A 26,666-nucleotide genomic window follows, 5' to 3' on the forward strand; every position below is an offset into this window, starting at 1 on the left:
CGTTCATGTTTCCGATGACGCCTATCGCGGCAGCGCTTGCGCTGTTGGTGTGTACGAGTGCCCTGGCAGCGCCCGCCACTTCTGGCGCTGCCACCCCCGGCACCCTGATTTCTCAGGCCCAAGGCTTGCCCGCAGGGTTTGCCGACCATTTTTTTGATGTGCCGCTGGCGGTGCGTGTGGACCTGGACCAACAACTGCTCGGCGAAGCCTTGATCGTGTTGTCTCAAGACGACCGCGTGACCCTTCTGGAATTTACCGATACCGGTGACAGTAAAGTCCCGGCGGCCACCCGCGACACCTGGCAGGCCGTGCTGGAACAAGGCGTGGCGCTGGGCGCCTGCACCCAGTCCTGCCCGCAAAAAATGATCTCGGCGTACTACAACCTCGAAAGCTCGCAGTTGTCGATCCTGACGCAAAACGTCGAATTGGCAGACGACACCCCGCGTTTCTATGACCAACCGGAAGGCGGCAGCCTGGGGTTGATCATCAATAACCAGCTCAATCTCAATGGCAGCCAGCAAGACAGCCTGGGTGGCCGCTATGGCCTGCAAGCCAGCTCCAGCGTGGGTAACTGGAGCCAGGTGTTCAACCTGCAGTTGGCCCGCCAGAGTGGCGATGAGGCGCAAATGCGTCATGCGATCCACGAGCTGTACACCCAGCGCGAACTGCAAGGGCAGTTTTTCCGCCTGGGCCACTTCACGCCGAATTCCGATGGCCTCACCCGTCAACTGCGCAGCTTCGGCGCCAGCCCCGATACGGCGCTGGGTGTGATGTATGGCAGTTCCGACACGTTGGCGATCAATGACGCCAAGCCCAGCGTGTATCCGATCTACGTCACCGCCAGTCGGCAGGCGGCGGTAGAGATTTATCGCAATGGCTTGTTGATCAACACCCAGTCGGTGACGGCCGGCCTGCAAACCCTGGACACCCGGCCACTGCCGGGCGGCATCTATGAGGTCGAAGTGCGCCTGGTGGAAGATGGTCTCACCACCAGCACCAGCCAGGAACTGGTGTACAAGCCCAGCAACTGGCGCAACGCCGACGACCCCTGGCGCTACAACCTGTTTGCCGGGCGCGAGACCAAGCTGTTCAGCAACTGGGATGAGCAGGCCTCCGGCGCGATCACCGCCGGTGCGTCACTCAACTACCTGGTGCATCCGCGCGTGATCCTCGGCCTGTCCGCTCGCCAGGTGCGCGAGCAACTGCAGTACGGCGGCTCGGTGGATTGGACCGTGGCCGGCAATACCAGCCTCTACGCCAACCTGTATCAAACCCAGGAACATGGCACTGGCATGGACCTGCAAGGGCTTTACAGTTTCGGTGCGACCAACCTGGTGTTCAGCCATAACCGCAGTTGGCTCGACACTCGCGACACTTACGAAACCCTGCCCGACGGTACACGCCTGCGGCGCAACACCTTCGTCGGCCAGGCGAGCAATTCTGCCCTGTCGGTCAACCACCGCCTCGACGCACAGAACACCTTGAACCTGCGGGTTTCCCACAGCCAGGGCAATGTGGAAGGGGCAGGCGTGGACTTGGGCTGGAGCCGCCACGACAAACTGTTCGGCAGTGATGCCAACTGGCGTTTCTCGGTATTCGACCGACCGGGCAGCAGCGGCACCAACGACCAACGCAACCGTGGCGTCGACGTGACCCTGAGCATGAACCTGGGCACAGACGGCCGGCAGATTTCCGGCAGCGTCGGCACCCGCACCGCCCGCGATGGTGGGCGTGACAACAACGCCTCGCTGACGATTCGCCAGGACCTCACCGACCACGTGCTGCAAAGCGTTTCGGCCACGGCCATCACCGACACCTACGGCGTCGGCTTGTCGAGTATGGCCAGCTTCAGTACCGATGCGCTCAGTGGTGACGGCTTTGTGCAGCGCAGCTCCTTCAACGGCGACCTCAGTGGTGGCTTGAACCTCAACAGCACGTTCGTCGCGGGCGCCGGCAAGATGTTGCTGAGCAGCCAGTACCAGGGCAATGGGGCAGGCATGATCATCGATGTGGAAACCGACCTCGATGAAATTGCCCTGCGCGCCGACGACCTGGGCGGCGGCAGCGCCGTGTTGCGGCCAGGACGCAACTATGTGCCGGTCTCGGCCTACAAGAGCAGCAGCGTCAGCTTCGACTTCGAAGGCAATCACCCGCCGGCGGCCAATATCCAGCCCACCCGTTCCAGTTACCACTTGAACAAGGGCGGTGTGGACTACCGCAAGGTCACCGTGATGAAAACCGTCACCGTACTCGGTCGCTTGCTGGACGGGCGAGGCGCGCCGCTCAAGGGGCATCACGTGATCAACCACGCCAGCCGCGGCGTCAGCGAAGTGGACGGGTTTTTCTCCATGGAGATGAGTTCCAGTTCACCGACCCTGCAAGTGCGCTACCAGAACCAGTTGCTCTGCCAGTTCCGCCTCGACCCGAGGCATACGACCAATGAAAACGATGTGTTGATGATCGGTGATCTGCGTTGCACGCCGGACACGCTGGCTGAAGCTAACCACAAGGCCGACACCGCCGGTTAACGGCGGCTTGGATGGGATTCGATGACTTTTATCACTGCAATAAAAACACTGTTGAGGCCGATGCCCCTGGCACTCGCACTCGGCTGTACGAGCTTGACGGCGCAGGCGTTCGTTGAAGACATCACCGCCGTGTTTCGCCCTGATCCGACGAACCCGATGAGTAACAAGTTCAAGAACACCACGGTGCACAGTGGCGTATGTGCTTGGCATATACCGGCGCGATGCGAGGCATTGAATATTTTCAGCATCCGCAACATGGAATTTCGGGCTCAATCGAATGCGCTGATTTCCGCGGGGCATACCGACCCACGACAAGGCGCCTACTTCAAACTGCCATCTGCCTGGCGCGATGTTCAGGTCACCCATACCGCAACCGGCGAAATGGCAACGGTACAAATGCGCATCGCCGGTATGGGGACCCGCTGGAATATTGCCTATCCCCCCGGCGTCAGCGCCTGGACCTATGGGGGTGTTAACTGGGATTACTATTGGGTAAGTGGCCCGCCGCCTTGTGTAGGGCTGGGCTATCAAGCGGCTGGGGTTAATTTTGGCTTGTTTTTCTGGAGTGTTCCCGAAAACGCAGGGGCCTGCAGCATCACGCCGGGATACGATATTCCGTGGTTGACTTACAACTATCTGGAGTATGGCTACGAACTCAGGACGCCGAACCCGTTGACGATGGCCGCCGGCGAATACAAGGGGACGGCGACATACAGCATGGGGCCGGGGGGGGACTTTGACTTCGGTGACGTGATGATTCCCAGCGACAACATCGCCACCTTCAATTTCACCCTGCAAGTCGAGCACATCCTCAAGGTCACCCTACCTCCGGGCGGCAACCGTGTCGAACTGCTCCCCGAAGGCGGCTGGCAAGCCTGGCTCAACCGCGGGCGGCAACCCTCGCGATTGTCCCGTGATCAGACCTTCAGCATTTTCTCCAGTGGGCGTTTCAAGATGACCCTTGAATGCGGCCTGGCGATCGGCAACACCTGCGGCCTGCGCAACGGCGCGGGCGATGAGGTGCCGTTGCAGGTCGCGGTCAGTTTGCCGTTTGGCCTGCACAACCAGCGCGACGAGCCCGTAAACCGGCAGCCGTTACGCCGGGATGGGGTAGGCACCGAGTTGATCCAGTCCGTGCACTACGTCAACAACCGCCCCGGCACGCTGCACTTTCAAGTCGACAAAGAAGACGTGAGCGACATGCTCAAGGCGCCCGGCAGCACTTATTCAGGCGTGGTCACCGTGGTCTGGGATTCTGAGGTCTAGGCGGGTTTTGCCCGCACATCGGCCCGCTGTCGTGGCGGGCCGCGTTCAATCAACAAGGCGTAATCAACTATGAAACATGCAGTGCTATGGGCCGGGCTTTTCCTGATGTCGTTGACGGCGCAGGCGGGGCCGGCAATCAACGTCGGCGTCGTGTACGACTACCTGGAAGGCGACCGCAGCTCCTACCTCAAGCGGGTATTCAACGGCGGCACCAGTACCGCGTTCATCAAGGTCAATGTGCTGGAGATTATCTATAACGCCGACGGTACCTCCCGGGAAGTGCCGGTCGCCTCGATGACCGACGCCAAGGGCAGCACCACCAATCGTGACGGCCTGATGGCCAGCCCGGCGCGCCTGATCGTGCCGGCCGGCGGACGCCAGGGCACTCGTCTGTTGTACATGGGCCAGCGTGACAAGGAGCGTTACTTTCGTGTGCGCTTTATCCCCGTCGTGCCGGAAAAGGAAGATGACTTTGCGGTCACCGACGCAGAGCGCAGCGAATACAAAAAAGACCTGGCAGCCGGGGTCAACGTCATGGCGGGCTATGGCACGGTGTTCTTCGTGCGCCCCAAGGATACCCGCTTCGATACGCAGATCAGCGAGACCGCCAGCCAGTACACCCTGCGCAATGCCGGCAACAGTACGGTCGTGCTCGATGAGTTCCGGGACTGTTCAGTGGCAAAGAAAACCGACTGTGAACCCACCACCAAGCACCACATCCTGCCTGGCCGCCAGCTGGTATTCGAGAAGAAAGTCGAACGCCAATTCAGCTTCCAGTTGGTTGAAGGCCGGGACAAAAAACCGATGAAGGTCACCCGATGATATTTAGACAATTGACGCGACTGGCGGCGCTGATGGTGCCGTTTACCCTGGGCGGGCAAGCGATGGCGTTTCAGGAACGCCAGAGCTTTGATGTGTCGGTGACCATCCCGATCCACGAAGCCTATGTATTGCCTTCCGAACCCGACTGGATGGGGCAGGATCAGTTGCTGGCCTGGGACTTGACGACCTCCCGGCTTGGCCGCCTGCGCAAGCATTTCGACGTCAAGAATCTCAATGGCGGCGTTGCGGCACGCCTGGGAGACGTGCCCTATCTGTTGAGCGGCAATGACCGTATCGATTTGCGCGTGCTGTTCAACCGGGTGCCCCTGACCCTGGACTCGACCCAGGTACTCAGCGCTGACGAAGCGGGCATGGGCCGGCGCGTCGAGCTGGATATTTCGGCGATCGAGCCGCAGGGGGGTTACCAGGGCGGGGCCTACTACGGCACGGTGCATCTGATGTTTGATTTTCTTGCGCCTTGAACGCCAGGGCCGCATCAAGCCCGGTTTTTACGTGCTCCGGCCCGGTTCAGCGCAACACGCGTCAGATCTCGCAGCCACTGATTGTGCCGGTACCCCAGCTCATTGAGTGCTGTGTCGTACTGTGTTGAACTCATAGGGTTGCCGGATAACACGCTGTCTTCGTCCAATCCCAGGGCTTGCGCCAGGCCGCGCAGTTTTACCCGCTGGGTTTGCCGATCAATCTCCGGCAGCGTCTGTGACTGGGCGTATTGCGCTTGCAGTGCCTGTAATTCATCGAGTTGGAGGTACTTCAAGTCGAAGGCTGTGTCATTGTTCCATTTGGCGGTGGGGTTGTGCTGCTCAAGGTAACGCTCCCAACCTTTGTCCAACAGCATCTGGTTCACCAGCCCGTCACCTTCTTCCAACCTGGCTACTGCGGCGGCCACCTTTTCGATCTGCGCGGGGGTTACATCGGCGAGAGTGCGGTAAGTCATATGGGTCGATAGCCACGGCAGGTCCAGCCGGTCTGCCAGGGTGCTGCGATAGGCTAAGTGAATGCCGGCCTCGTCGACCTCGCCATGCTCGCCGTCGATGACCTGCGACCATAGCCGTTGCCCCAGCCCGCCCTGATCTTTGGGTTTGAGGCGGTGGGCGATGTCTTCACCAATGGCTTTGCCCATATAGGCATCGCGCGCGGCTCCGCGGGCCAGCACCACCAGCCTGGCCTCGAGTTCTGCCGGTGTGGTGCTGGTTCGATAGGCTTCGCTGGCGAGTACTTCGACGCCCAGTTTCTGGAATATCAGCGCGCCGGCGTCGGGGCACAAGCCGGGGTAGCGAGTATCCTTGAACACGCGCTCGCGCAGGTCGCTGTCGGCTTCGACCGCCCTCAGCAGGCGCCATACCCTCTGGCTCAGCTCAGGCCGGTTGTTCTGATAGGCCAGGCGGTCTTCCTCGGCCTGGAACTCGTCCGGCTCTTCGAGCGATTTGATCACCTCAAACAGACCTTGAGAGCCGGATTCCTTTTCAATCGCGTCCCACAGCTGCCGGTGCTGCTCATGCTCCTCAGGCTTGATGTCACTCAGCCAGGGTGCGCTTTCACCTCTAGGCGCGTAGAAGCGCAGCGGGTCCAGCCCCACAGACTCGCGGTATTCAGCGAGCAAGTCCTGAAAGTCCGAGGTGAGCCTGCTCTGGTCCAGGCGGGTACGGGCAATGATGTCGGCATCATCCGAACCTGAGGCGACATGGGGTAACTGGGTGATCGGGTTCTCGCTCAGGTCCAGTTGGAACCCGCGCGCGCGTGAGCGACCGACGAGCCCGACGGGCCAGTCCTTTATTTGCGTATTGCGCAGGTTCAGCAAGGTCAAGGCCGGCATTTGGCTGATATCCGGTGTTTGCCCCAGTGGGTTGCCGGCCATCTCAAGCTGTTTGAGACGCTTGAGCCGTCCAAGTGTTGCAACGGCGGCATCGTCCAGAACCAGGGCATTTGCTTCCAGATGCAAGCGTCGAAGACGTTTGAGCTTGCCCAGGGTCGCAGGTAACTGGGTGAGCTGGTTGTGACTCAGATCGAGGTCGCGCAGATGCGGGAAATTGTCTAGAAAGGCGGCGTGGCGATCGGAAAAATCACAACCACGCAGGTCCAGGTCGCTGATGTGGTTCAGTGGCACGTTAAGGGTGGGCAGTTCGTCGGGCATGGGCGTATTGAACAAGTCCAGAGCGATACCGCCGCGGTGTTCGAAGCTTTCGTCCAGATGCACCGTCAGGCCATTGCTCCAGCCATCATAGAGGCGGGTTGCGACTTCTGCCCGGCGTTTGCGGACTTCCGGCTCCAACAGCGTGCCCGCCCTGGGCGTCGGACCCTTTATGTAGGCGTCGAGCTGATTGAACAACTGCTGTTTTTGCGACTCCATCTGCATCAGCGTTTGCTCGCCTTCGGCTGTGCTCATCGTGATTGATAAGCGTCGAACGCTGTCGTTGCTCATCGCGGGCAGTAACTGTTTGATGCGTTCTTCAATGGTTTTGGGTTGCATGTCATAGCTGTCGACCCGGGACATTTTGCAGGATGCGCCTCCGCCCAGCAGCACCTCGGTCTCGGGAGCGGGCCGCATGCGTAAGGGCGGCTCAGCCAATGCCAGGCGTCGCTCGGCCGGTGCCTGGTTATGTTCGATCACCCACTGCCTGAGCTGTTCACCTTCGCCGACGGTGTAGGGCGGGGCGCGCTGCGGATCCTGCGCCAGGGTCCAGAGCAGGGACTCGTACAGCGTGGTGGCTGGATTGAGTGGGTTGGCATCGGCGTCGAATACGGTGTAGGTCCCGTCTGCGCTGCGTACCAGTGTGCGGGCCTGCGGCGCGTCGGTTTCACCGACGCTGCAGCGCAACGGGCCGGTGGGGCTGTTGTCCCGGATGTCGATGTTCAGATGGCTGAACACGTCGCTGTGCAGGCGCAGGGTATTGAGCACCAACCGTTCGCTGTGCGCCGAGGGTTGCCGGGGAGGGTAAAGCCCTTCGACAGCGCGGCTGGCCTGATGGTCGAAGTCCAACTCCCGTGCCAGGCTTTTGAGGCGCAGGGGCAGGCGCTGTGTGTCGTTCATCACCGTTGTTTCTTCAGGCCAGGCCTGCTTGAGCAACGCGTTCGCACTGCTCAGCGCCAGCTCGGGAAAGTCCTGGCGCAACAGGGCCACGTGTGGGTCGCTGCTGGCTTGGCCCAATTGGTAATGACTTTTGGCGACATGCCCGCCATAGCCCTCTACGTAGTTCGCCAGTTTATTGCGCAGTGCCTGGGCCTGTTGAGCCTGGGGCAAGGTTTCACCCAACAACGTATTGACCTGATGTTCGTCCAGAAAACCCAGCACGCGCTCGGGCAGCCTGGCAGCCATCACGTCAGCCAGGCTGATGCGCAGGGTATCGACGGGCGCGGCGTGGGTATCGCCGTATTTGCGCGACTCGCCGCTCAGATCGCTGTTGTGAAACACCTCCAGGGCTTTGCTCGGCGGCCAGCCGGGGAGGTCGGTAACGGCTTGTTCGAACCAGTAGGAATAGGGGGCGAGTGTCTGGCCCGTACGTATTTTCTGGACAGACGCCTGGGCGAAACGGTCTGCGCTAAAGCGTTCGATGCTGTCGGTCAGCAGCGGCGGGGACGGCTGGTTGCGCACATACATGTGGCGCAAATGGTCTGGCTCGCTGCCGCTGATGATACGGATCTGTTCAAGCTGCTCGTTGGTGAGCGCCTGGGTGGCGGGGCTGATGCGGCGCATCAGCGTGTGATCGTCCCAGCTGCGCGGTTGTTCGCCTTCATGTACCCAGGCGCCGTGACCATTGAAGCGCACTTTCGGTTGATAGGCGTGTGGCCGGCGGGGGTGCACGATTCGGTGATGAGGCAACTGCGGGTCCGGTTCTACCTGGTAGTGATGGTCGGCATGGGCCAGCCAGTGTTTCTGGGCATGCTGATACAAACCCTGTGTATCAGCGGCGATGCCTTGGGGCAGGCTGATGGTCTGCTGGTAAGGCGAAAGATCGGGGTTCCACAAGCGCTTTTCACCGCCATCCAGCGTCACCGGGTGCAGGCCCTCGACGAAGGGCGACAGCTTGAGGGTGACAGCCTGGCCGACGGTGCCGGCCCCCGCCCAAATGCCTAGTTGCACCACCGTTTCCACCACGTCCATGACATGCCCGATGGCTTCCAGTCCGTTGCCTTGCGCCCAGTCAACAATACCTTCGAACACATCGCTGGCCACCTGGTAGGCGGTGTAGGCGAGCATCAACTCCCCCAGGAACGGCACGAAGGGGGTGACCACCAGGAGCGCCGCATTGAAAATATCCGAGAGAATCTTGCCCAGGTTATCCCACCAGGCCCAGCGCGCCATCAAGTCGGCGTAAGCGGTGCTGATCGCCACGTCCCGGGTATCGTTGACAATTTTATTGACGTTGACCCGGTACAGGTAGTGCCACAGCGTGTCAGGCTCCGAATGCCCGGAAGGCGCTCGGTTCTCGTGGTCGTCAAAAATGTTTTGCACGCTGAAGTGCAACCGCGGCGTGTCCACCGCGATGGTTTGCCAACTGGGGCCACTATCGGTGCGCTTCTTTTCGTGCCACTGCACCTTGAACAGGCGGCTTTGCAGCTCGGCAAAAAAATGCCCGCGTTGTTTATGGTCGACAAATCGACTGAAAAACTGCCGGTAGGTGGTCTTTGCAGGCGCTTGGCCGTGGGCATCCAGGGTGGCGGTGCTGTCGCGCAGTTGGCGCGTCAACTCATTCATGAATTCAATCGGCGAGGGGTACTCCTTCAACGGGTGCTCCGGGTCTTCAGGAACATAGGCAATCAGGCGTTCGATGTGTTTGTCGCTGCCCTGTGGCGCGGCAATCAGCACGATACCGCTGAGCCGGGCATCCAGCAGGCTGAGGTTGTAGTACTCCACCGGTATGCCGTCCAACGCTGGGTCGGGCTTGTCCTCGACAATATCGAACAGCAGACGTCGGGCGTCCTCCTGGATATGCTGCTGCGACCAGGCGATGCAGGCGGCGTTTTTCAGCGTGGCCTTGTCGCAGGCAATCACTTTGCGCCGTAGCGTATCGGCCTGGACTTGATTGCCGAAGCCAAGGGTGCGCAATAACCGTGTCTGGTATTGGCGGCCTATATCCAGGGTGCGGCACAGATTTTTGAATACTTGCGCGGTCAGGGGCTGGCCGCTGGTATTGGAGGTGAACGTCAGGATGGGCTGCTGGCCACGGGCGTCGGGCTTGGACAAGAACCCATAGTCGGCAAACTGCTCGCTGGCGGAAAAGTTATGCAGAGCGGCGTCCAGTAACGTTACGGTCCGGCTGGTTACGCCTTTGCGAACGCCAATGACCCACCAGCTTTTTTCGGCCGGGGCATACAGGCGAATGAACGTGTTTTTTACATCAATGTCGCCGTATTCACGCAAGGCCTTTTTGAGCAGAGGCTCTGCGAATGAGTACACGTCCTTGATGTATTTGAAGTGTTCATCCAAGGCATTCCTGGCGGTCCACTGCTCGGCCATGGCCTCTGTGGAAACCGTATCTGCGCGCGTGTCGAGCGAGTTGAGTCGGGTGTAGACAAAAGGGCTTGCGACTTTCAGTGCGCGAGCGCGTGTCAGCGTGGTCGCGCTGAGCCAATCTGGAATGGAGCGCTGGATAACATCAAAGTGCATACCCTTCTGGGCATGGCTCGCAGCGTGTGGGGAGGGGCGTTCGAAGAACATGGTTGTGTTGCCTTGAGATGAGTAGTGGGGGGGGTCAACCCGATCTACACTAATCACCCTCATGAAACGTTCAGGCATACATAAACACCACTTGGCCCCTCCCTGGAAAAATCAAACGCAGGGCTCGAGAAATGGGCGTTTTGGATCAATAAGCCAGGAGCAAGCAACAACGGATTACCACTCTGGCGCGGCGCTCATCGAGGCAGGCATGTGCTCTGACTCTCACCTTGCAGATAAGGCATCAATATCGGGGCCATGCCTTTAAGCACTTGTACCGGCAACGCCGAGGTGAACTTGAAGCCCTGCGCCGAGCTGCCCGGTACGAACGCAGTGAGTGTGCCGAAGTGGCGCTCGCCGATGTAGAACACGAAAGTGGCGGTGCGGTTGATCGCCTTGGAACTGATGATACGTCCGCCCGAACCGATCGCTTCGATGCGGTTATCGCCGGTGCCGGTCTTGCCGCCCATGGCCAGTGGTGTGCCGTCGGCCTGTTTGAAACTGCCGGCGACGCGTTTTGCAGTGCCGGCGTCCACCACTTGGGATAACGCGCCGCGCAAGGCCGTGGCAACTTCGGAGGGCATGACACGATGCGCCCGGTCGGGGTCGTTGATCACGCGGGTGTCGTACGGTGTACCGGCGGCAAAGTGCAGGCTGTCGATGCGCAGTACCGGGATGCGCACGCCATCGTTGAGGATGATGCCCATCAACTCGGCCAGTGCGGCAGGGCGGTCGCCGGAGCTGCCGATGGCGGTCGCCAGGGACGGCACCAGATGGTCGAAGGGGTAGCCTACGTCCTTCCAGCGTTGATGAACCTCCAGGAACGCTTCGATCTCCAGCATGGTGCGGATACGGCTGTCGCGTGCTCTCTGGTGGCGGCTCTTGAACAGCCAGCTGTAGACCTCCTGGCGCTCGAACTGGCTGGCCTTGACGACTTCGCTGAACGTCGCCTCCGGGTGGTTGATCAGGTAGCCCAGCAACCACAGGTCCAGTGGGTGCACCTTGGCGATATAGCCCTGGTCGGGCAGGTCGTAGGCGCCGGGGCCGTAGCTGTCATAGAGTGCATCGAGGCGCTTGTCGGTCAGCGTCTGCTCGCCCTTGGTGCCGGCCAGGCGCGCGCGCACGAAGCTGTTGAAGCTGTCGCGGCTGGCCTCCGGCAGCAGATAACGGTGGACCGCGGCCAGGCGGATCGCCGTGGGATGCAGGCTGTCGAGGAAGGTTTCCAGGCGCGCCTGGGTGTCTTTCTTCTGGTATTTCTTCCAGAACTTGAGCAGGAACGTGGTGCCTTCGCGGTCGGCGAATTGCGCCAGGTATTCCTGACGGCGCGGCTCGTTGTCGTCCTTGAGCAAATGCGCGCTGTTGTTGGCACTGGTGTAGGTGGTGTAGCGCACCAGATCGCGCATCAGGCGGATAAAGGGCAGGTTGATCGATTCACGCAGGGCGTCGCGCAGGGTCGGGTTGCGGCCATTGTCTTCGTTGCGAAAGTTATGGAAGCGGTGCAGGCCACCACCGGTGAAAAAGTTCTCGCCCGGGCTTGCCGAATAGGTGCGGTCAAGCGCAGCGTCGAGCATGTCGGCCAGGGATTTGCGGGGGTTTTGTAGCAGGTAATCGACGGCCCAACGGCTGATGCGGTCCTGCTCCGCAACCTCGATTTTTTTCAGTGCCGCAGGTGTTGCGGCGCCGTAGCGCTCATGCAGTTCGGCGACGATTTGCAGGTAAGTGGTGAGCACCCGCAGCTTGGCGGTGGAGCCCAGTTCCAGTTTGCTGCCGTTGTTGATGTCGAAGGGTTGGTCCGTGTTGTCGGTCTGTACCCGTACCCGTGCGCCATCATCGGTGCGCTCGAACAAGGTGAAGCTGTAGCGTACCTGCGGGGTACTCGCCGGGGTGAGCAAGCGCTCGCCGAGTAACCCGATTTCGGCGGCATAGTCAGGGGCGGCAAGGCGTTTGAGGTAGGCGGTGACTTGCTCTTGCAACTGGCCCTGCAAAGTACTGGTGGCCGACAGGTCCAGGCGGTCCAGGTCGTACAGTGGGCGGTCGAGCAGGGCGGCCAGGCGGCTGCGCGCGACGCTGATACCTTTGTTGGTCTCGACTTTTTGCAGGGTTGGCTGCTGCTGCCAATCACGGTAGCTGACCTTGCTTGCCAGCGCCGCCGTCACCCATTCGGCCGGCACCACACCATTTTGCGCCAGCAACCGCAAGTGGCTGTCGGTCAGTTGCACCAGGTCGTCACGGCCCTTGGTCAAGTAATAGGAGGGGCGGCGCTGGGCGATGATCAGCGAGAGCACTTGGCGCAACGCCAGGCCGCGCGCTGCGAGGCTGGCCGGGGTTTGTGCGGTGTCGTTCAAGGCCCGGTTGACCTGGGCAAACTCGGCGCCGTACCACACCCGCAACCCCTCGGCGATGCCATGCACTTCGCCGTGCCCAGGGACCGCCGACAGGGGCACGCTGTTGAGGTAGTCGCGCACTACGTTTTGCCGTGCGGTGAGGGTGTCGGGCCCGTGCTGGTAGGCGCGTACGCTGGCGGACAGCATCTGGCGGATCTTTTCGCTGCCCGACAGGGTCAAGCCGTCCGGGGAGTGGCGGTACTTCTCCAATTGCGTCGCCAGGGTACTGCCGCCCGCCGATTGCCCTGGCAGGTGCAACTGACGGGCGACTTGCGACCAGGCAGCCTTGGCAAAGCGCGGCCAGTCCACGGCGGGGTTCGCCTGGGGCGGGTCAGGGTCGAGCAATTGGCGGTTTTCAATGAACAGCAGGCTGTGGACCATCAGCGCTGGCACCTCGTTGAAGTGCTTATACAGCTGAGGCGGATAGTTGAATTGATAAAGCGGTGCGGCGCGGCAGTCGGTGATGGTCAATCCGGCTTGCAGCTTTTCGGCATAGGGAATGAACAGGCCATGGCGGCTGTAGTCCATCAGCGCGTCGGAAAAGCGCGCCTGGGATTCGATCAGATAGTTGCGCTTGAGCAGGCGCGGCAGGAACTCACCCAGGGCGCTGTAGCCCAGGCGCCGATCGAACGGACCGTCGCCGGGGTACACCATGGCATCGCTGGCGCCGGGGGCCACCGTGTAGGTCAGTTGGGCCGCCCACTGGCTGAATGTGCGGGCTTGCCAGTGGGCCGTGTGCATTTCACGGGTGGCGGCAAACCCCAGGGCGATCAGGGCCATTAACAGAATCATCCAGTACAGCCGGCGCCACGACTGGGCGGGTTTGAGTTTTTTTGCCAGCGGCGTGGCTGACGGGCTGTCAGCTTGCGCCTGGTGTGAGTCGGTTTGCCACAGTGCGCCCATAGTCGATTGACCATTCTTATAGATTGATCGGACTTGTCTGAAGCGTAGACGCTGATTGACTGCACTACGAAGTTTGTAGGGCGCTAAAGATCGAGTCGTCAGACGGGAGGGTAGATAACTACCGCGTCGCCAGGATGGCAGCGGGTAGCGTTCGTGATTTAAACCATCATAGAGCTCTGCCATGACCCTTTCCGACACCGCTTCAGGCTCGCCGCGCCAAGCCACCATTGAGCAAATCCAAACCTTGTTCGGCGAGCCGCCGAGCCTGCTCACAGTCGCGAACGACAGTGTCCAGGCTTATCTGGACGAGCATTTGGGCGCGGGAAAATGGCAGGTTGGCTTGATTTACATCGCCACCCCGACCGATGACGACGACGCGCTGGCCTACCGGTCTTTGCCCGAGTGGGTGCTGCAACGCTTGGCCAGCAGCAAGCCCTTGCTGTTGGTGGCGGACTATCACGTCGTGGTGCAGCGCGTGCGGGAAGTGTTTGTGGTCGGTGGCCCGACCCTCAGCGAGCTGGAGCCGCTGCTCAATCGCTGCGGCGCGGGGTTGTTGGGGGCGTATGCACAGCGCTTGCAAGCCTGGTGGCGTGAGGCGTTGCCGGTGGAGATGACGCGTTGGGGCTACCTGTCGGATGATCTGCTGACGTTGCTGTACGATGCCGGCAAACCACCTGGTTTCAATGACGAGGGGTTTGCCCGGCTGTTCCCCAAGACCCTGCTGCACCCGACGCGGCCCGACCGCGAGTGGAGCGCCCACGGTGAGGCGTTGCGTGTACAGGCGGTGTTCCTGGCCGGCGCGACGCCGCTGATGTTGCCGTTGCTGATCCTCAGCCACGGGCAACAGACGTTGCTGTTCAGCCCGGCCAGCGGTGTTCATCCATTGGGTAGCATTGACGATGTGGCGGCGCTGTTACCGGCCTGTGTGCCCGAAGACGCCGACACTGAGCAGTGGTTTGCCCAGGACGTGGAAAGCGATCCCTTCGATGCGTTGGCCGCCAGTTACCTGGCGCTGCAGCTGCGGGAAATCGATCGCATCGACCGCAACCTGCCCCTGGCGCCGGGCCAGCACCAAGCGTTGCTTGCGTACATCACCAACCCCCACCGCTGGTTTGTTGCGCACCTGAGTGCAGGCCAGCGCAAGCTGCGTGAGGCCCTGCCGTTGTGGCTGGTCCATGCCAACCGTGACGACAGCATCACCTACGCACGTCTGGTCCAGGCGCTGGTGCTGGCCCATGAGCACAGTGGCGGGCAACATTTTCTGGACGGTATTGATTCAATTCAGGTGTTTGCCGACCGGGCCTTGCGCACTTGCCTGCAAGCCGAACCCGCCACCAAAACAGTACGGCCCGCCGACGTTCAGTTGACCTTCAACCGCGTGATCGCTGCGGCGATTCCAGTCCCAGGGGGCTTTGTCGCCGGTGAAGTCGACCCGGTCACGGTGAGCCTGACCGAGCTGGCCCTGGAAAACCTGGCCGGCTTCCCCCACACCGTCACCGAGATCACCCTCAAGGGTGCCCAAGCCCCCGAGTGGTTGACCTATGGCCTGCTTCAAGGTTGTGTGGAAAAAGCCGATGTGGGCCAGGCCTACCCTGATCTATTGAAGAAAAAACTGCTGGATGACCCGTTGGAACGCAGTCGTCGCTCAGGGTTGTTCACCCGCCAGTTACGGGTGCAACTGCCGATGCTGGCGCTGGAACTGAAACTCAAAGGTGAGCACGGCCTGACTCAGGAAGGTGTCGACCGCGTACAGGCCGCGTTGCAAGCCAGCCTTGCCGAGCGCAAGGTGCAAGGCCAGGCGATGACGTTGTGGCCGCTGGCATTCAAGGCTTCGCCTGAGGCTGCGCAGGATGTGGTCACTAATCACTTCATCATTGGGCCGGCTACCGGGAACGCTGGCGTTCATCTGCTGTACCGGCCCTTGCTCAAGCCGATGTTGCAAGGGTTCGAGTCGATCAAGGCTTTGTTTGACGCCATCAAGGCTAACGGCCCGCTGCAGGATGACGTGCTGACGTGGCTCGCCCCGGCACGCCAGGCGGTGTATGCCAACGGCGGCTTCCTTGAACCGCATATCCGCCGCTTTTTACCCGGTGATGAATTTACGCTGTACGAGAAACCTGCCCCGGTCCAGCTCAGCAAACAATTGAACGACGAGGACGCTTGCAGCCTGGTCTTTGAGGGCACGGCCCAGGCCCTGGTGGCTCTGGCTGATCGGCAATCGGTATCGAATGCCGAGCAGCGCTGGGCCAGGCTTAAAGAGGTGGGGTGGCTGCTGTTTGGCAGCGTGCTGCCGTTTGCCATCGGGCCCTTGCAACTGGGGGGGTGGCTGGTGCAACTGATCGACAGCCTGCAACAAGACATTCAGGACTTGGCCAGCCAGGATGAACAGGTCAGGAACAAAGCGGTCATGGACGTGTTAAGCAATCTGATGGTTGTCCTTGCCCATCAAGCCACGCCCCATGATCCTTTACCGCCATTGCAACTGGAGCATCCGGTGTTCGCCCCCCTGGCCCGAGCCACTGCCACCACCAGGGTGCCCACACGTGGCGCACCGCCCGTGACGTTCAGCTCGCCGACCCGTTGGAGTAACGCCCGCGATACCCTGACCGCCGCGCAACATGCACGGGCCCGTACCTTGAGCCTGGGCGCGTTCTCCGGCGGCTGGGACCACGCCGAGTCAAGCGGCCCGCGCCGTGGCTTGTTGCGTGACACCGCTTATTCGCCGCCGCAATGGCGAGCCTTGGTGCGTGGGCATCTTTATCGGGTGGTGGACGAGTCGGGCGCGTGGCGGGTGATCAGCGCCGATGGTGCCCAGAAAGGGCCGTGGCTCAAGCCGTTGGGGGACGGGCATTGGGATTTCGATGGGCGCTTGCGCTTGGTCGGCGGCAATGCCGATGCGGCGATGGAGGCTCAGTTGCAGGCGCTGGAGCTTTCACTGCCACGCCTTGAAGAACAGTACCGTGAGGCTGGACGTTCGCGTGCCAAAGCGGCTGCCGCCATGCAGGTGGCGCGCAAGCTGGTGGTTGAGTCCAAAGATAAAATCGACGCCCAACAGCTTGCCAGGCTTGAGCAGCGTTACCAGCAGGAACTGCGCAACAAGGTCGAGTTTTCCGAGAAGGAACTGCAACTGCTCATGCGTCTGCGGGCAATCAAGCCCCGTCCCCGTTACGAGGAAAATCTGTGTGAAATACTCGAGTCGCTGATTCTCACCTTGCGATTGATGGACGCTGACACCCGTGAGCGCATGATCCAGATCAATCGGCGGATCAAACCTTTGTTGGATCTGCTGCAAGACGAAACCGATGACGAAGCCGGCTCCGACCTTAACCGTCAGGCCCATGCCAACCTGAAAAAAAACATGCGCGAACAGGTGACGGCCGAGGACGCAGCTATCAGCAATCGCAAGTTGGAAAGCGCCTATATGGAGCAGTTGAACAGCGTACCGCGCCTGGGCCGTGACAAAGCCCGGGCGCTGGACGCACAGCTGCCTTCGCGCCCCTCCATTCTGGATTTGCAGGCGTTGCAGGTCACCACGCTGTGGGGCATCACCATCGACATTGAAGGGCCGCCCCTGGAAGTAGAGTTTTTCGACAGCTTGAACCGGGTGATCAATCGGGCCCGTTGGGCCAGCCGCTCCCTGGCCGAATTGGAGAACCTGACCACCACTGTTGAGGAGCGTATCGAACTGCTTAAAAGCCTCAGTCATGTCTACGCGGTGACCGACGACCATATTCAGTTCTGGCGAGCCATGGCACCGGACACCTTTGACTTGCCCAACCTGGAAAAGCTGCAGGCGCTGTTGGCCGACCTGCACCAGCAAGCCGATGGGCAACTGGCTGATCTGCTGGCACCGTTGCCTGGCGGCAGACAACCCAGGCCGCCCAGCGCAGCAGGGGCGCGGGTCAAAAAGATCATCCGCACCCGTAACCGGGAAGTTTATGTAGCACGCATCAAGACGCCAGCGGGCACGGCAGAGTTGGTGGATGACAAAGGCAGTGTGCTTGCCACCTTCACCGAGGCTGAAGACGGCATATGGGAGCCGGTTGAGCCTGCGCCCCAGCGCACGGCCAACCCACAATTGGGCGCGCTGCTGAACAAGGGCCAGCGATTGTTGGAAGATGTCGATATCGCCATCCTCAAGGTGCAGGCCTTGGCCAGCCAATGCGAGCCTTCATCTCTGCAAGCCTTACTGGCGGCTCAGGCCAACAGCCGGCGGATGGTCGCTGCGGATATCGACAAGAAACTGCTGACCTTGAACCCGTCACGGCTGAAGCCTACCCAGCAAAACACGGCGAGAGTGCGTGCCACCCAGTTGCGTGCCGCCGCGCTGCTGTTGGACGCAGCGGGTGTGGAGGCGCGGGTGCGCGCGAGCAAGCTGAAGTTGAGTCGCGCCGAAGACGTGGACTTTCTGCACGGGCTCAATGAAGTTCGCATCGTTCGCCAAGACGCGCGCGTGCCCATCAAGGACAAAGCCCGGGATTTTATCCAAGTGTATGTCGTGCTGGACGCGGACACTGGGCTGCCCCTGTGTTACGCGCATTTTCACTATGAAAACCGCCAGGGGCCGGACGACCACTACACCGCTGCCCACCTCAAGAGCCCTGAACAGGAACGCCTCGGGCGCCAGGCCCAGGCCCAGGCCGAAGCCCAGGCGTTCGCGCGGATTCGCACCGGCCAGACCGGCCGTGTACAGCAGACCCTGGAGATCGAACGGGCGAGCATTTCCAGGCTGTTGGCGCGGCGTTTGTTCTTCAGTGTTGACTGACTGCCAAGGTGGGCTCGCTCGCGCCTGCGGCGGATGAGCGAGCCCAACCGGTAACAGGTTATGCAATACTCTGCGCCGTTTTACCCTGGGAAGGCCGGTTTAGAGGCCTGGTACTTCCCCCGCCCAAGGACTTTTTTACGGGGCATATCGCCAAATTTGTGTGTTTATAGAGTGAAATATCCTACCGCTTGCTTTTTATACTGACGCCCCGCTGACCTGGCCGCCTACGCCCGCCAGGCGGGTTTGCCCACGAGGCAGACCCGGTCAAGCCGGTGTATCGGCCTACACGCTGCTGCACCACAGGCTCGGTGGCTTAATCCAATAACAAAATGAGGTTGTATCCCTATGCCTGTCGGCAAACCACTGCCCCCTGGCGAGACCGCTCAAGGCGGACCGCTCAAACGCGAACTCGGTGAACGGCATATTCGCCTGATGGCGCTTGGCGCCTGCATCGGTGTGGGCCTGTTCCTGGGTTCGGCCAAGGCGATTGAAATGGCCGGCCCGGCGATCATGCTCTCGTACATCATCGGTGGCCTGGCCATTCTGGTGATCATGCGCGCCCTCGGTGAAATGGCGGTACACAACCCCGTGGCCGGTTCGTTCAGCCGCTATGCCCAGGATTACCTCGGGCCGTTGGCGGGTTTTCTCACCGGCTGGAACTACTGGTTCCTGTGGCTGGTGACCTGCGTCGCGGAAATCACCGCCGTAGCGGTGTACATGGGCGTCTGGTTCCCCGACACGCCGCGTTGGATCTGGGCCCTGGCGGCACTGATCAGCATGGGCACCATCAACCTGATCGCGGTAAAGGCTTTCGGTGAGTTCGAATTCTGGTTTGCACTGATCAAGATCGTCACCATCATTGCCATGGTAATCGGCGGCGTCGGCATCATTGCCTTCGGCTTCGGCAATGACGGCGTTGCACTGGGCATTTCCAACCTGTGGGCCCATGGCGGCTTCATGCCCAATGGCGTGCAGGGCGTGCTGATGTCATTGCAGATGGTGATGTTCGCCTACCTGGGCGTCGAGATGATCGGCCTCACCGCCGGTGAGGCGCGCAACCCGCAGAAGACCATCCCCAGCGCCATTGGCTCGGTGTTCTGGCGCATCCTGTTGTTCTACGTCGGCGCGTTGTTCGTGATCCTGTCGATCTACCCGTGGAATGAAATCGGCACCCAGGGCAGTCCGTTCGTGATGACCTTCGAGCGCCTTGGCATCAAGACTGCTGCCGGCATCATCAACTTCGTGGTGATCACCGCCGCGCTGTCCTCCTGCAACGGCGGTATCTTCAGCACAGGGCGCATGCTCTATAGCCTGGCGCAGAACGGCCAGGCGCCAGCTACCTTTGGCCAGACCTCCAGCAATGGCGTGCCGCGCAAGGCGCTGCTGTTGTCAATCTTTGCCTTGCTGCTCGGCGTATTGCTCAACTATCTGGTACCGGACCAGGTGTTCGTCTGGGTGACCTCCATCGCCACCTTCGGCGCGATCTGGACCTGGCTGATGATCCTGCTGGCTCAGCTCAAGTTCCGCAAAGGTTTGAGCCCTGCCGAGCAGGCAGGCCTGAAGTACCGCATGTGGCTGTACCCGGTCAGCTCCTACCTGGCGCTGGCGTTCCTGGTACTGGTGGTGGGCCTGATGGCGTACTTCCCGGACACCCGCGTGGCCTTGTATGTGGGGCCTGCGTTCCTGGTATTGCTGACTGTGCTTTACCATGTGTTCAAATTGCAGCCAACGGCTACCCATAGCACTGCAACGCGCTCGGTTTAACCTGTTGCAACGGCCTGCCGCAGCAGGCGGGCCGTTTTCTTTCAGGGCCGGGTGATTGACGCCCGTATGGCTTGCGTCAGTTGTCGCAGCAGCGAGGCCAACTCCTCCTTTTCATCGTCGATGATTGCCTGGCGCCGGTCCAGGTAGGCGTCCGAGCGTCTGTCCAATTCCTCCCGATTAAGCCTTTCGATTTTGTGGCGCGTGGTGTCCCGAATGGCCGTGAATGGCTCTGGCAGGTGGCGCGTCATGAACTCGATCCAGAAGGGTTCGGTCATCAGCGCTTCGTACGCGGCGTCGGTGTTCTTGAGCGCTTGCAGCCGCTGGCGAGCGCGGGTGACGTCTGCGGCGCTGACCCAGCTGTCGACCGAGTACAGCATTTCCTCGCGACCTACCGGCAGGCTGAACTCCTGAGCCAGCGCTATGCGCAAGTAAAGCTTGATTTCAACGTCGTCCGGGTTTTTGTCAGCGGCACGCAGTGCCAGAATATGTTCCTCGGCGAATTGGTCCAGTTCACGCAGGAAGAATACGCTGATGCTCAGTTCCATCAGTTCGCGGCTGGCTTGCAGAGTGGCGGGTTGCACCTTGGCCTGGTGACGCCGGTGCGCGATTTCCATATCAATGAAGGTCAACAGCGCACCGTCGCCGCAGGTGCCTGCCAGGTAGGTGTTGAGGAAGATTTCATTGCGCAATTCAGTGGAGTCGCCCATGGCCTCCATCAGTTTCCAGACGCGTTTGGTCAGTGCTGGGCGCAAATGCGTATTGCGATAGGCATAAGCGCTGGTCAAATCCCGGAACACCCGAAAGGCGTCATCGGGCCTGGGCTCTTCGATCTGCAGCAGTTGGTCCCAGAGGGTGCGGCGTTGTGCGTGTTCAGCCTGCGGTATGCCGCTCAACCAATCGGAACAATCTGCCGGGAGCAGTTGATGGACAATTCCGGGTAGTGGCCCACCGGCGGTGTTTCCGGTGCGCAGGCGGTATTCACCTATCAATGCCAGGGACTCGGCATTCAGCGGGTTGTCATGCAAATTGATATTGCGGCTGGAGCGGACCCTTCGATCGGATTGGAACAGGGTCGGCGGCAACGTCGTCAGTTGATTCTCCTGGAGCAGCAGTTGGGTCAGCAGAGGCCTGCTTTCAGCCCCGGCGGGCCATTGATCGAGCTGGGTGTTACGCAGGTTGAGGATTCGTAAACGCTCCATGGCGCTGACGTCCGGAGCCAGGCGCAACGGGTTGTCGTTCAGGTTCAACTCCTGCAACGCCGTCATTTGCCCCAAGCGTTGGCGAGCCTCCTCGGTCAGGGTGATGTTGTTGCCACCCAGGTTCAGAATTTGCAGCTGGCGCATCTGGGTGATTTCGACGGGCAACTCGTTGAGCAGGCAATCGATATTCAGCGTACGCAGATTGGAAAAGCGACTCAGAAAGGCGTTGCCGGTGGGCGGGAAAGCATTGCCCGACATGTTCAGGTATTCAATGTGTTCAAAGCCCCGTGTTCCCAGGATGAAGTCGGCGTCGGGCAGGTTGTTGTCATCCAGACGCAGGATCATACAGTGGGTATCGAACTGGCCGTGGATATGGCCGCGCCAGGTTTCCCGGCGCCAGGCCCGACGAATGTGCTGGGCCAGGTGGCGCCGCCGGCCCATGTTCAGCCCCAAGGGGTCGGTGGCAGAGTCGTCAATGGGCTGCGGGGTTTCTGCCCACCGGGTCAGACCGTAATCCAGGCTGGCGTATTCGACTCTGCGCCGTTCCAGTTCCAGCAGCAGGGCGGGTTGTGACAGGCCCAGTGAGTCGATCAGATCACCGGCGTGCATCGCATTGAGGCTGGGGTAGAGCGCCTGGACTTTGCTGATCAGGTCTGGCGAACGAAGGGGGCGGGCCACAGGTTTTGCAGTGAAAGCGGGTACACCACGAACGAGCTGTTTACCTGCATGGGCGGCTGCAGCCATGGCGGAATATGGGGCAGGTCGAGCAACCGTTTGATCGACACCCGCTGGTTGAGCGCCAGGTCGACGATACGCGCCTGCAGCGCCGTTAGGTCCAGCCGGTCAGCCACGCCCAAGGCCTCGCATTCGCGTGTCGACAGCAGCAGGATAATCGCGCTCAACAAGTCACAGGTACTGTCTGCCGGATCGTTGAGTGAACGGCCTTGTGCGTCGAGCGCACGGTAACGCCCACCCTCCCGGACAAGTGAGCGGCGATCGGTGCCGTTCAGATTACCGCCGCTCTCGAGCAGGCGCCCCGGGTCGCGTTCAGAGTGAACATCCAGGCGCAATTGTGCAGGCCAGCCCGGAAGGGTTTTGAGCAAGTGCAGGATGATGGAGTCGCTGTCGGGGTTCATCAGGGTGGTCAGGTACAGGCCTTCATACGCACGGTTGAGGCGCAGGTCGTTGGCGGTCAGCCGGGCTTGTTCGGCCAGGCGCAGGCCGACCTGATCCTTGTCCTGGAGCTGGCGCTGTTCTTTGAGCGTGGCCTGGCCGAGGATGGCCCTGACGGCACTGACGGGCAGATGGGGATGTTGAGCTTTCAGGCGCGTCTCCAGAAGTGTGCCGGGCTGTTCGCTTTGCGTGTAAAACTGCTCGAACAACTGGGCCCGTTCCTGGTAGGCGTACTCGGCGATTTTCTTTGCCAACTTGAACTGGCGTTCTTGCACGGTGCCTGGCAGTTCCCCCAGCAGCGCCTGGACCAGGGTGTCATTGAGTGCCGCATCGTGCAGCGGCGTCGGCCCTCGGGCGTCGGCTTCTGAAATCAAGATCTTCTCTATGGGGTTTTTGACCCTGGCCGGGTATTGCGCCAGTACTTGGCGTTGTCTGCCCACCACTTGCAACACATGGGTCTCAGGCCAGCCCGGCAGCAGGCTCAGCAACATCAATTGCAGGGTCGGGCGGGCGTTTTGGCGGGCTGACGCCGTGCGCATGGCCTCGATGAAGTGCAGGATTTGCCGCTCGATAGCCACCCGCTTACGGGTATCGGCAAGCAGCGGCGGTGGCGGCAGGCCGGCGCTGTGCACTTCACGCAGGGCCCGAGCCGGGGTATCGGTGATGGCGAGGATGCGTGCCGAGGTTGGCCGGTCGATGTGGAGCTCTTGCGGGCCCAGGCGATAGAGCAATGCATGGTCATCCCAGCTAAGCGGGTCTTCGCTGGCCAAGCGCCAGGCGCCGTGGCCATTGTGTTCGAGCCGTGGTGTATCGACGCCGACTTTCTGCGGATGCTTGAGCCGCCACTTGAGCACTTGTTGATCGAATGTGATCGGATACAGCGAGCCGTAGAGGGCAATCAACTGCTGGTCTCGCCATTGATAGATGCCCTCGGCGTTGGCCTGCACGTGCGCCGGCAGCAGCACATTCTGTTCGTACTGCCCCAGAGAACCGTTGAGCAGGCTGACACCTTCGGGGCCGCGCCGTTCGCTCATCAGGTCGCCCAGGGTTTTGCGCAGGCCCTTGGCATCGGTGTCGGCGGTCATGCCCAATTGGGTGCGTTCGTGAGGTTGCAGCACCGAGGCAATGGCCAGGTAAAAACTGTCGGTGGTGGGCGATACAGGAATGGTGCCGCCGTTGCGCATGTCATACGCTTCGTAGCGGCCTTCGCCGTAATGGCGCAGTTCAACCGTGGTGTCATCGGGCCCCGTCGAGACATAGGGCCGGGTGATAACGCCATCGACGACCTCGGTCACCACGAAAGCGCGGTTGAGCCGCGTGCGTAGCAGGCTGGATGCAAACTCCCGGGCCCACTGGTCGTTGTCTGGATTGAACGGGCGCGAATGGTACAGGCCGTCGATGGCGGCATCGAGACGCAACGCGATGCGGTGTTGTTCCAGCCCTTGATGGACTGTGGGTGGCAGGGTGGCGTCCTGTAAAAAGCGTGCTTGCTGCTCTGAGGTCAGTGGGTGTTGCTCAAGCAATTGTGCCAGGTTGGCTGGCGTGAGCGGGGGATAGCGTTCGTGCAGTTTTCGCAGCAATGGCGTGATCGCTACCAGCGGTTGAGCCACCCTGGTGGGTACAAGCGAACGGGCCGGATGGTCCGCAGGCATTTCGTGGCGGGCGTAACCGGCGAAACGAGTCATGGCGTTGAACAGGTCGGCACGTCGGGCCTGGGCCAGGGCGCTGATTTGCAGGCGCAAGCGGGCGATACGCTGGGTATTGTCGAGCAGCGGGCTGCCGGCCTTGCCCAATACGGAACCGGCGGGTTGCTGGCGCAGGATCAGCTCAAACAGTGCCTGCCTCGTCGTTTCGCTGTCAGCAGGATCATCAAGCCCCGCGTAGCGGCCATCGTCGCGCCGCTTGATATTGATGGCCGTGGTTGTCTGCTCACTGGCGCTGTAGGTTTCGCTCAGATTGCCTTGGCCGTCATACACATTGATTGCCGCGCCCGCCGGCCACTCCGGTAATTGAGTCAGCAGGCACAGCACGGCACCGTCGGCGTGGGGCGGCATGTGGCCGCGTCGATGAAAGGTGTGGATGAGTTGTTCGATCACACGGTCGGCCTGCAGTCGACGCACCCCTTCGGTAAGGTTGACCGGCGTCGGCTGGCCTGCCCAGATACCATCCAGGGTACTGCGGCTGGTGGCCGTGCTGCGCAGCAGGTTTTCCATGGACTCAATGGGCACGGCGGCAGCGCCATTGGGCAGCATGCGTTCGGCCAATTGCACGTTGGACAGGGTGTGTGCGTTTTGCAGGTCCAGCGTCCACGCGTCCAGGTGCGGGGTGAACACAATCGGTGGGGCAAAGCCGCCCTGGTGGTCGTTCTTGAGCACAAAGCGCATCAGGCGGTTGTCGTAGCCCACCTCCACCACGTGTTTTTGCTCGGCCGCTTGAAGCCACACGTACTGTTTGCCCCTGAGCGAATAGATCCCCTGGGCATTGGCTATCTGGCCGTTGAGCAGGTGCTGGTCGAGGATCGCGTAGGGGCTGATGTCGGGTTTCCACAGCGCAGGGCTGCCATCGTTGCGCGTGACTTTGCGTGGGTTGCCCAGTTGCTGGAGCAACTGGTTCATACGGCGACGATGTACCCGGCCGGCGGTAGAGATCAGCAGGCCGCTGATTGCCAGGTCGGCGACGTCACCCATCGCGGCGGCAAAGGTACTGGCCTCGCCCTTGAGCGCTTCGTTGACGCCCTGCGTGACGCTGTGGGCCAGGCTGCCGAATACCGCCACTTGCATGACCCGGTTCAAGCCGGTGACGCCGCCCGGTACAGGCGTCAGCAACAACTCCAGGACTTCGGCGGCAATCGCGGCGGCGCCATCGATGACGGCTTGCACGTCGCGGTCCGTACGGGTATTGGCCAATGTGGCCAGGTTGGACTGCAATTGTTGCACCATCGAGGCGGTCAAAGTGTCGACCACTGAAACGGGACGCGGGCTCTTGGGCACGGGTGTGAAGCGCAGGTCAGCCAGCGTGCGCTCGGGGAACAGGTAGTGCAGGCTGTCGTACAGAAAAGCGGCAGCGGCAGACAAACCCTCGGGGCGCTCTTGCGCGTACAACAGGCGTTTGAACTCGTTGAGTTCGGTGATCGGCAACTGGCGAGAAAACCAGCCCAGGTCGTGTTTGCGATGGCTTTCTTTGAGTTGCGCCAGAAATTGGGCATGGGCGCTGCGTGCATCGGGATGGAAACGCAGCGCGCCACCGGGGCGGAAAGGGAAGTAGGAGACTACTCCAAGGCTGGCGACCGGAATCAGCAGCAGCGGCAATGGAACAGCGCTGGCGGGCGGCGTGAGGGTGACCTGCGGAAACACACCTGACGGTTTGCTCAGCGCCAATTGCTCAATGTGCTGGACCGTTTCATCCTTGTCGATGGCCTCGATCAACGTGTTGTAAAGCCCAAGGGTCAGGCCAGAGCTGCGGCGATTGCGATAGGCTTCTAGGGCCTCGAAGCGCAGGCAGGCGCGTGCACTGGTGCGCAACAGGGCATGCAGGTTGCCGTCCGGGCGCAACTGCGCATTGAGGGTTGCTTGCAGCGCGCCGCCCAGGTCCAGCTCGCGGGTGATCGCGATAAACGACTCCACCGTCAGCGACTTGTCGTGGCTGCCGGACAGGTAGGAAGCGTCGACGAATGTGTGGCCGGAAGCCTGGCGCGTCTGGGTGGCGAAACTGAAGTTCAGGCATGCGGCTTCCCACAATGACATCGTCGACAGGTGCGGCCGGTATTTCCATTCGTCATACGCCCTGCGAAAGCGCTTGGGGTTCAGGCCGTTGACCGTGCTGGCACGGGGCTCCCACGGGAGGGGCGGCGAGACCGGTTCCAGATAGCGTGTGTGCAGGTAGATTTTTTCTGGATCCTGGCCGCCGACCTTCGCCCTCAGGCGTGCCAGGCCCTGCGCCTTGAAGGTGCTGATCAGGGTGTTGTTGGCGGCTTCCACCGCCATGAGTGCGCGATGTGCCTCGCGCTGCAGCTTCACATACTCACGTTGTTGGGTGGGCGTGAGGCTGGCCAGGGTTTGGGCGACGGTGTCGCGGATCATTGCCAGGGCTTGTTGCCGGTTCCAGGACTCGCTGTCTTGCAAGGTCCCGGATAAACCGTTGAGCAGTAACTGGGTGGGCATGGCGCCATTTCCTTTCACGGTGAGGTGG

10 protein-coding genes are annotated in these 26,666 nt (G+C 61.2%); 6 read left to right on the forward strand and 4 right to left on the reverse strand.

Annotation, left to right across the window (positions count from 1 at the left end; all coding sequences use genetic code 11):
* Positions 1-5: 5 nt before the first annotated feature.
* The 4 genes from AB4P90_RS06425 (at position 6) to AB4P90_RS06440 (ending at position 5,098) form a co-directional block, all read left to right on the forward strand.
* Positions 6-2,528: a CS1-pili formation C-terminal domain-containing protein gene (locus tag AB4P90_RS06425; RefSeq protein WP_395605751.1), complete on the forward strand. Its 2,523-nt coding sequence runs from the start codon at positions 6-8 to the stop codon at positions 2,526-2,528.
* A 21-nt stretch (positions 2,529-2,549) separates the two neighbouring features.
* On the forward strand, positions 2,550-3,794 hold the full coding sequence (locus tag AB4P90_RS06430; protein WP_395605752.1) for a hypothetical protein: 1,245 nt from the start codon (positions 2,550-2,552) through the stop codon (positions 3,792-3,794).
* 69 nt (positions 3,795-3,863) lie between these two features.
* Positions 3,864-4,616 carry a hypothetical protein gene (locus tag AB4P90_RS06435; RefSeq protein WP_014717096.1) on the forward strand — a complete coding sequence of 251 codons (753 nt, stop codon included), beginning with the start codon at positions 3,864-3,866 and terminating at the stop codon, positions 4,614-4,616.
* Positions 4,613-5,098 carry a CS1 type fimbrial major subunit gene (locus tag AB4P90_RS06440; protein WP_020301194.1) on the forward strand — a complete coding sequence of 162 codons (486 nt, stop codon included), beginning with the start codon at positions 4,613-4,615 and terminating at the stop codon, positions 5,096-5,098. Before AB4P90_RS06435 ends, AB4P90_RS06440 begins: the two co-directional genes overlap by 4 nt.
* A gap of 14 nt (positions 5,099-5,112) precedes the next feature.
* Here AB4P90_RS06440 and AB4P90_RS06445 read toward each other — a convergent pair whose 3' ends face one another.
* Together AB4P90_RS06445 and AB4P90_RS06450 are read right to left on the reverse strand one after the other, a co-directional pair.
* Positions 5,113-10,293 carry a dermonecrotic toxin domain-containing protein gene (locus AB4P90_RS06445; RefSeq protein WP_395605753.1) on the reverse strand — a complete coding sequence of 1,727 codons (5,181 nt, stop codon included), beginning with the start codon at positions 10,291-10,293 and terminating at the stop codon, positions 5,113-5,115.
* A gap of 194 nt (positions 10,294-10,487) precedes the next feature.
* The gene (locus AB4P90_RS06450; protein WP_395605754.1) at positions 10,488-13,577 is read right to left on the reverse strand and encodes a transglycosylase domain-containing protein; all 3,090 of its coding nucleotides are present in this window, start codon (positions 13,575-13,577) and stop codon (positions 10,488-10,490) included.
* A gap of 181 nt (positions 13,578-13,758) precedes the next feature.
* Between AB4P90_RS06450 and AB4P90_RS06455 the strand changes: the two genes are divergently transcribed.
* On the forward strand, positions 13,759-18,342 hold the full coding sequence (locus AB4P90_RS06455) for a hypothetical protein (RefSeq protein ID WP_395605755.1): 4,584 nt from the start codon (positions 13,759-13,761) through the stop codon (positions 18,340-18,342).
* 345 nt (positions 18,343-18,687) lie between these two features.
* Positions 18,688-20,106, forward strand: a complete 1,419-nt coding sequence (locus AB4P90_RS06460; protein ID WP_014717102.1) for an amino acid permease — start codon at positions 18,688-18,690, stop codon at positions 20,104-20,106.
* 41 nt (positions 20,107-20,147) lie between these two features.
* Here AB4P90_RS06460 and AB4P90_RS06465 read toward each other — a convergent pair whose 3' ends face one another.
* Together AB4P90_RS06465 and AB4P90_RS06470 are read right to left on the reverse strand one after the other, a co-directional pair.
* A complete protein-coding gene (locus tag AB4P90_RS06465) occupies positions 20,148-21,983 on the reverse strand; it encodes an NEL-type E3 ubiquitin ligase domain-containing protein (protein WP_395605756.1) in 1,836 nt (611 codons plus the stop codon).
* The gene (locus tag AB4P90_RS06470) at positions 21,953-26,638 is read right to left on the reverse strand and encodes a hypothetical protein (protein ID WP_395605757.1); all 4,686 of its coding nucleotides are present in this window, start codon (positions 26,636-26,638) and stop codon (positions 21,953-21,955) included. Before AB4P90_RS06470 ends, AB4P90_RS06465 begins: the two co-directional genes overlap by 31 nt.
* Between the last annotated feature and the right edge of the window lie 28 nt (positions 26,639-26,666).

The organism is Pseudomonas sp. B16120 (assembly GCF_044218845.1).
In the GTDB taxonomy this organism is placed as follows: Bacteria; Pseudomonadota; Gammaproteobacteria; order Pseudomonadales; family Pseudomonadaceae; genus Aquipseudomonas; species Aquipseudomonas paracarnis.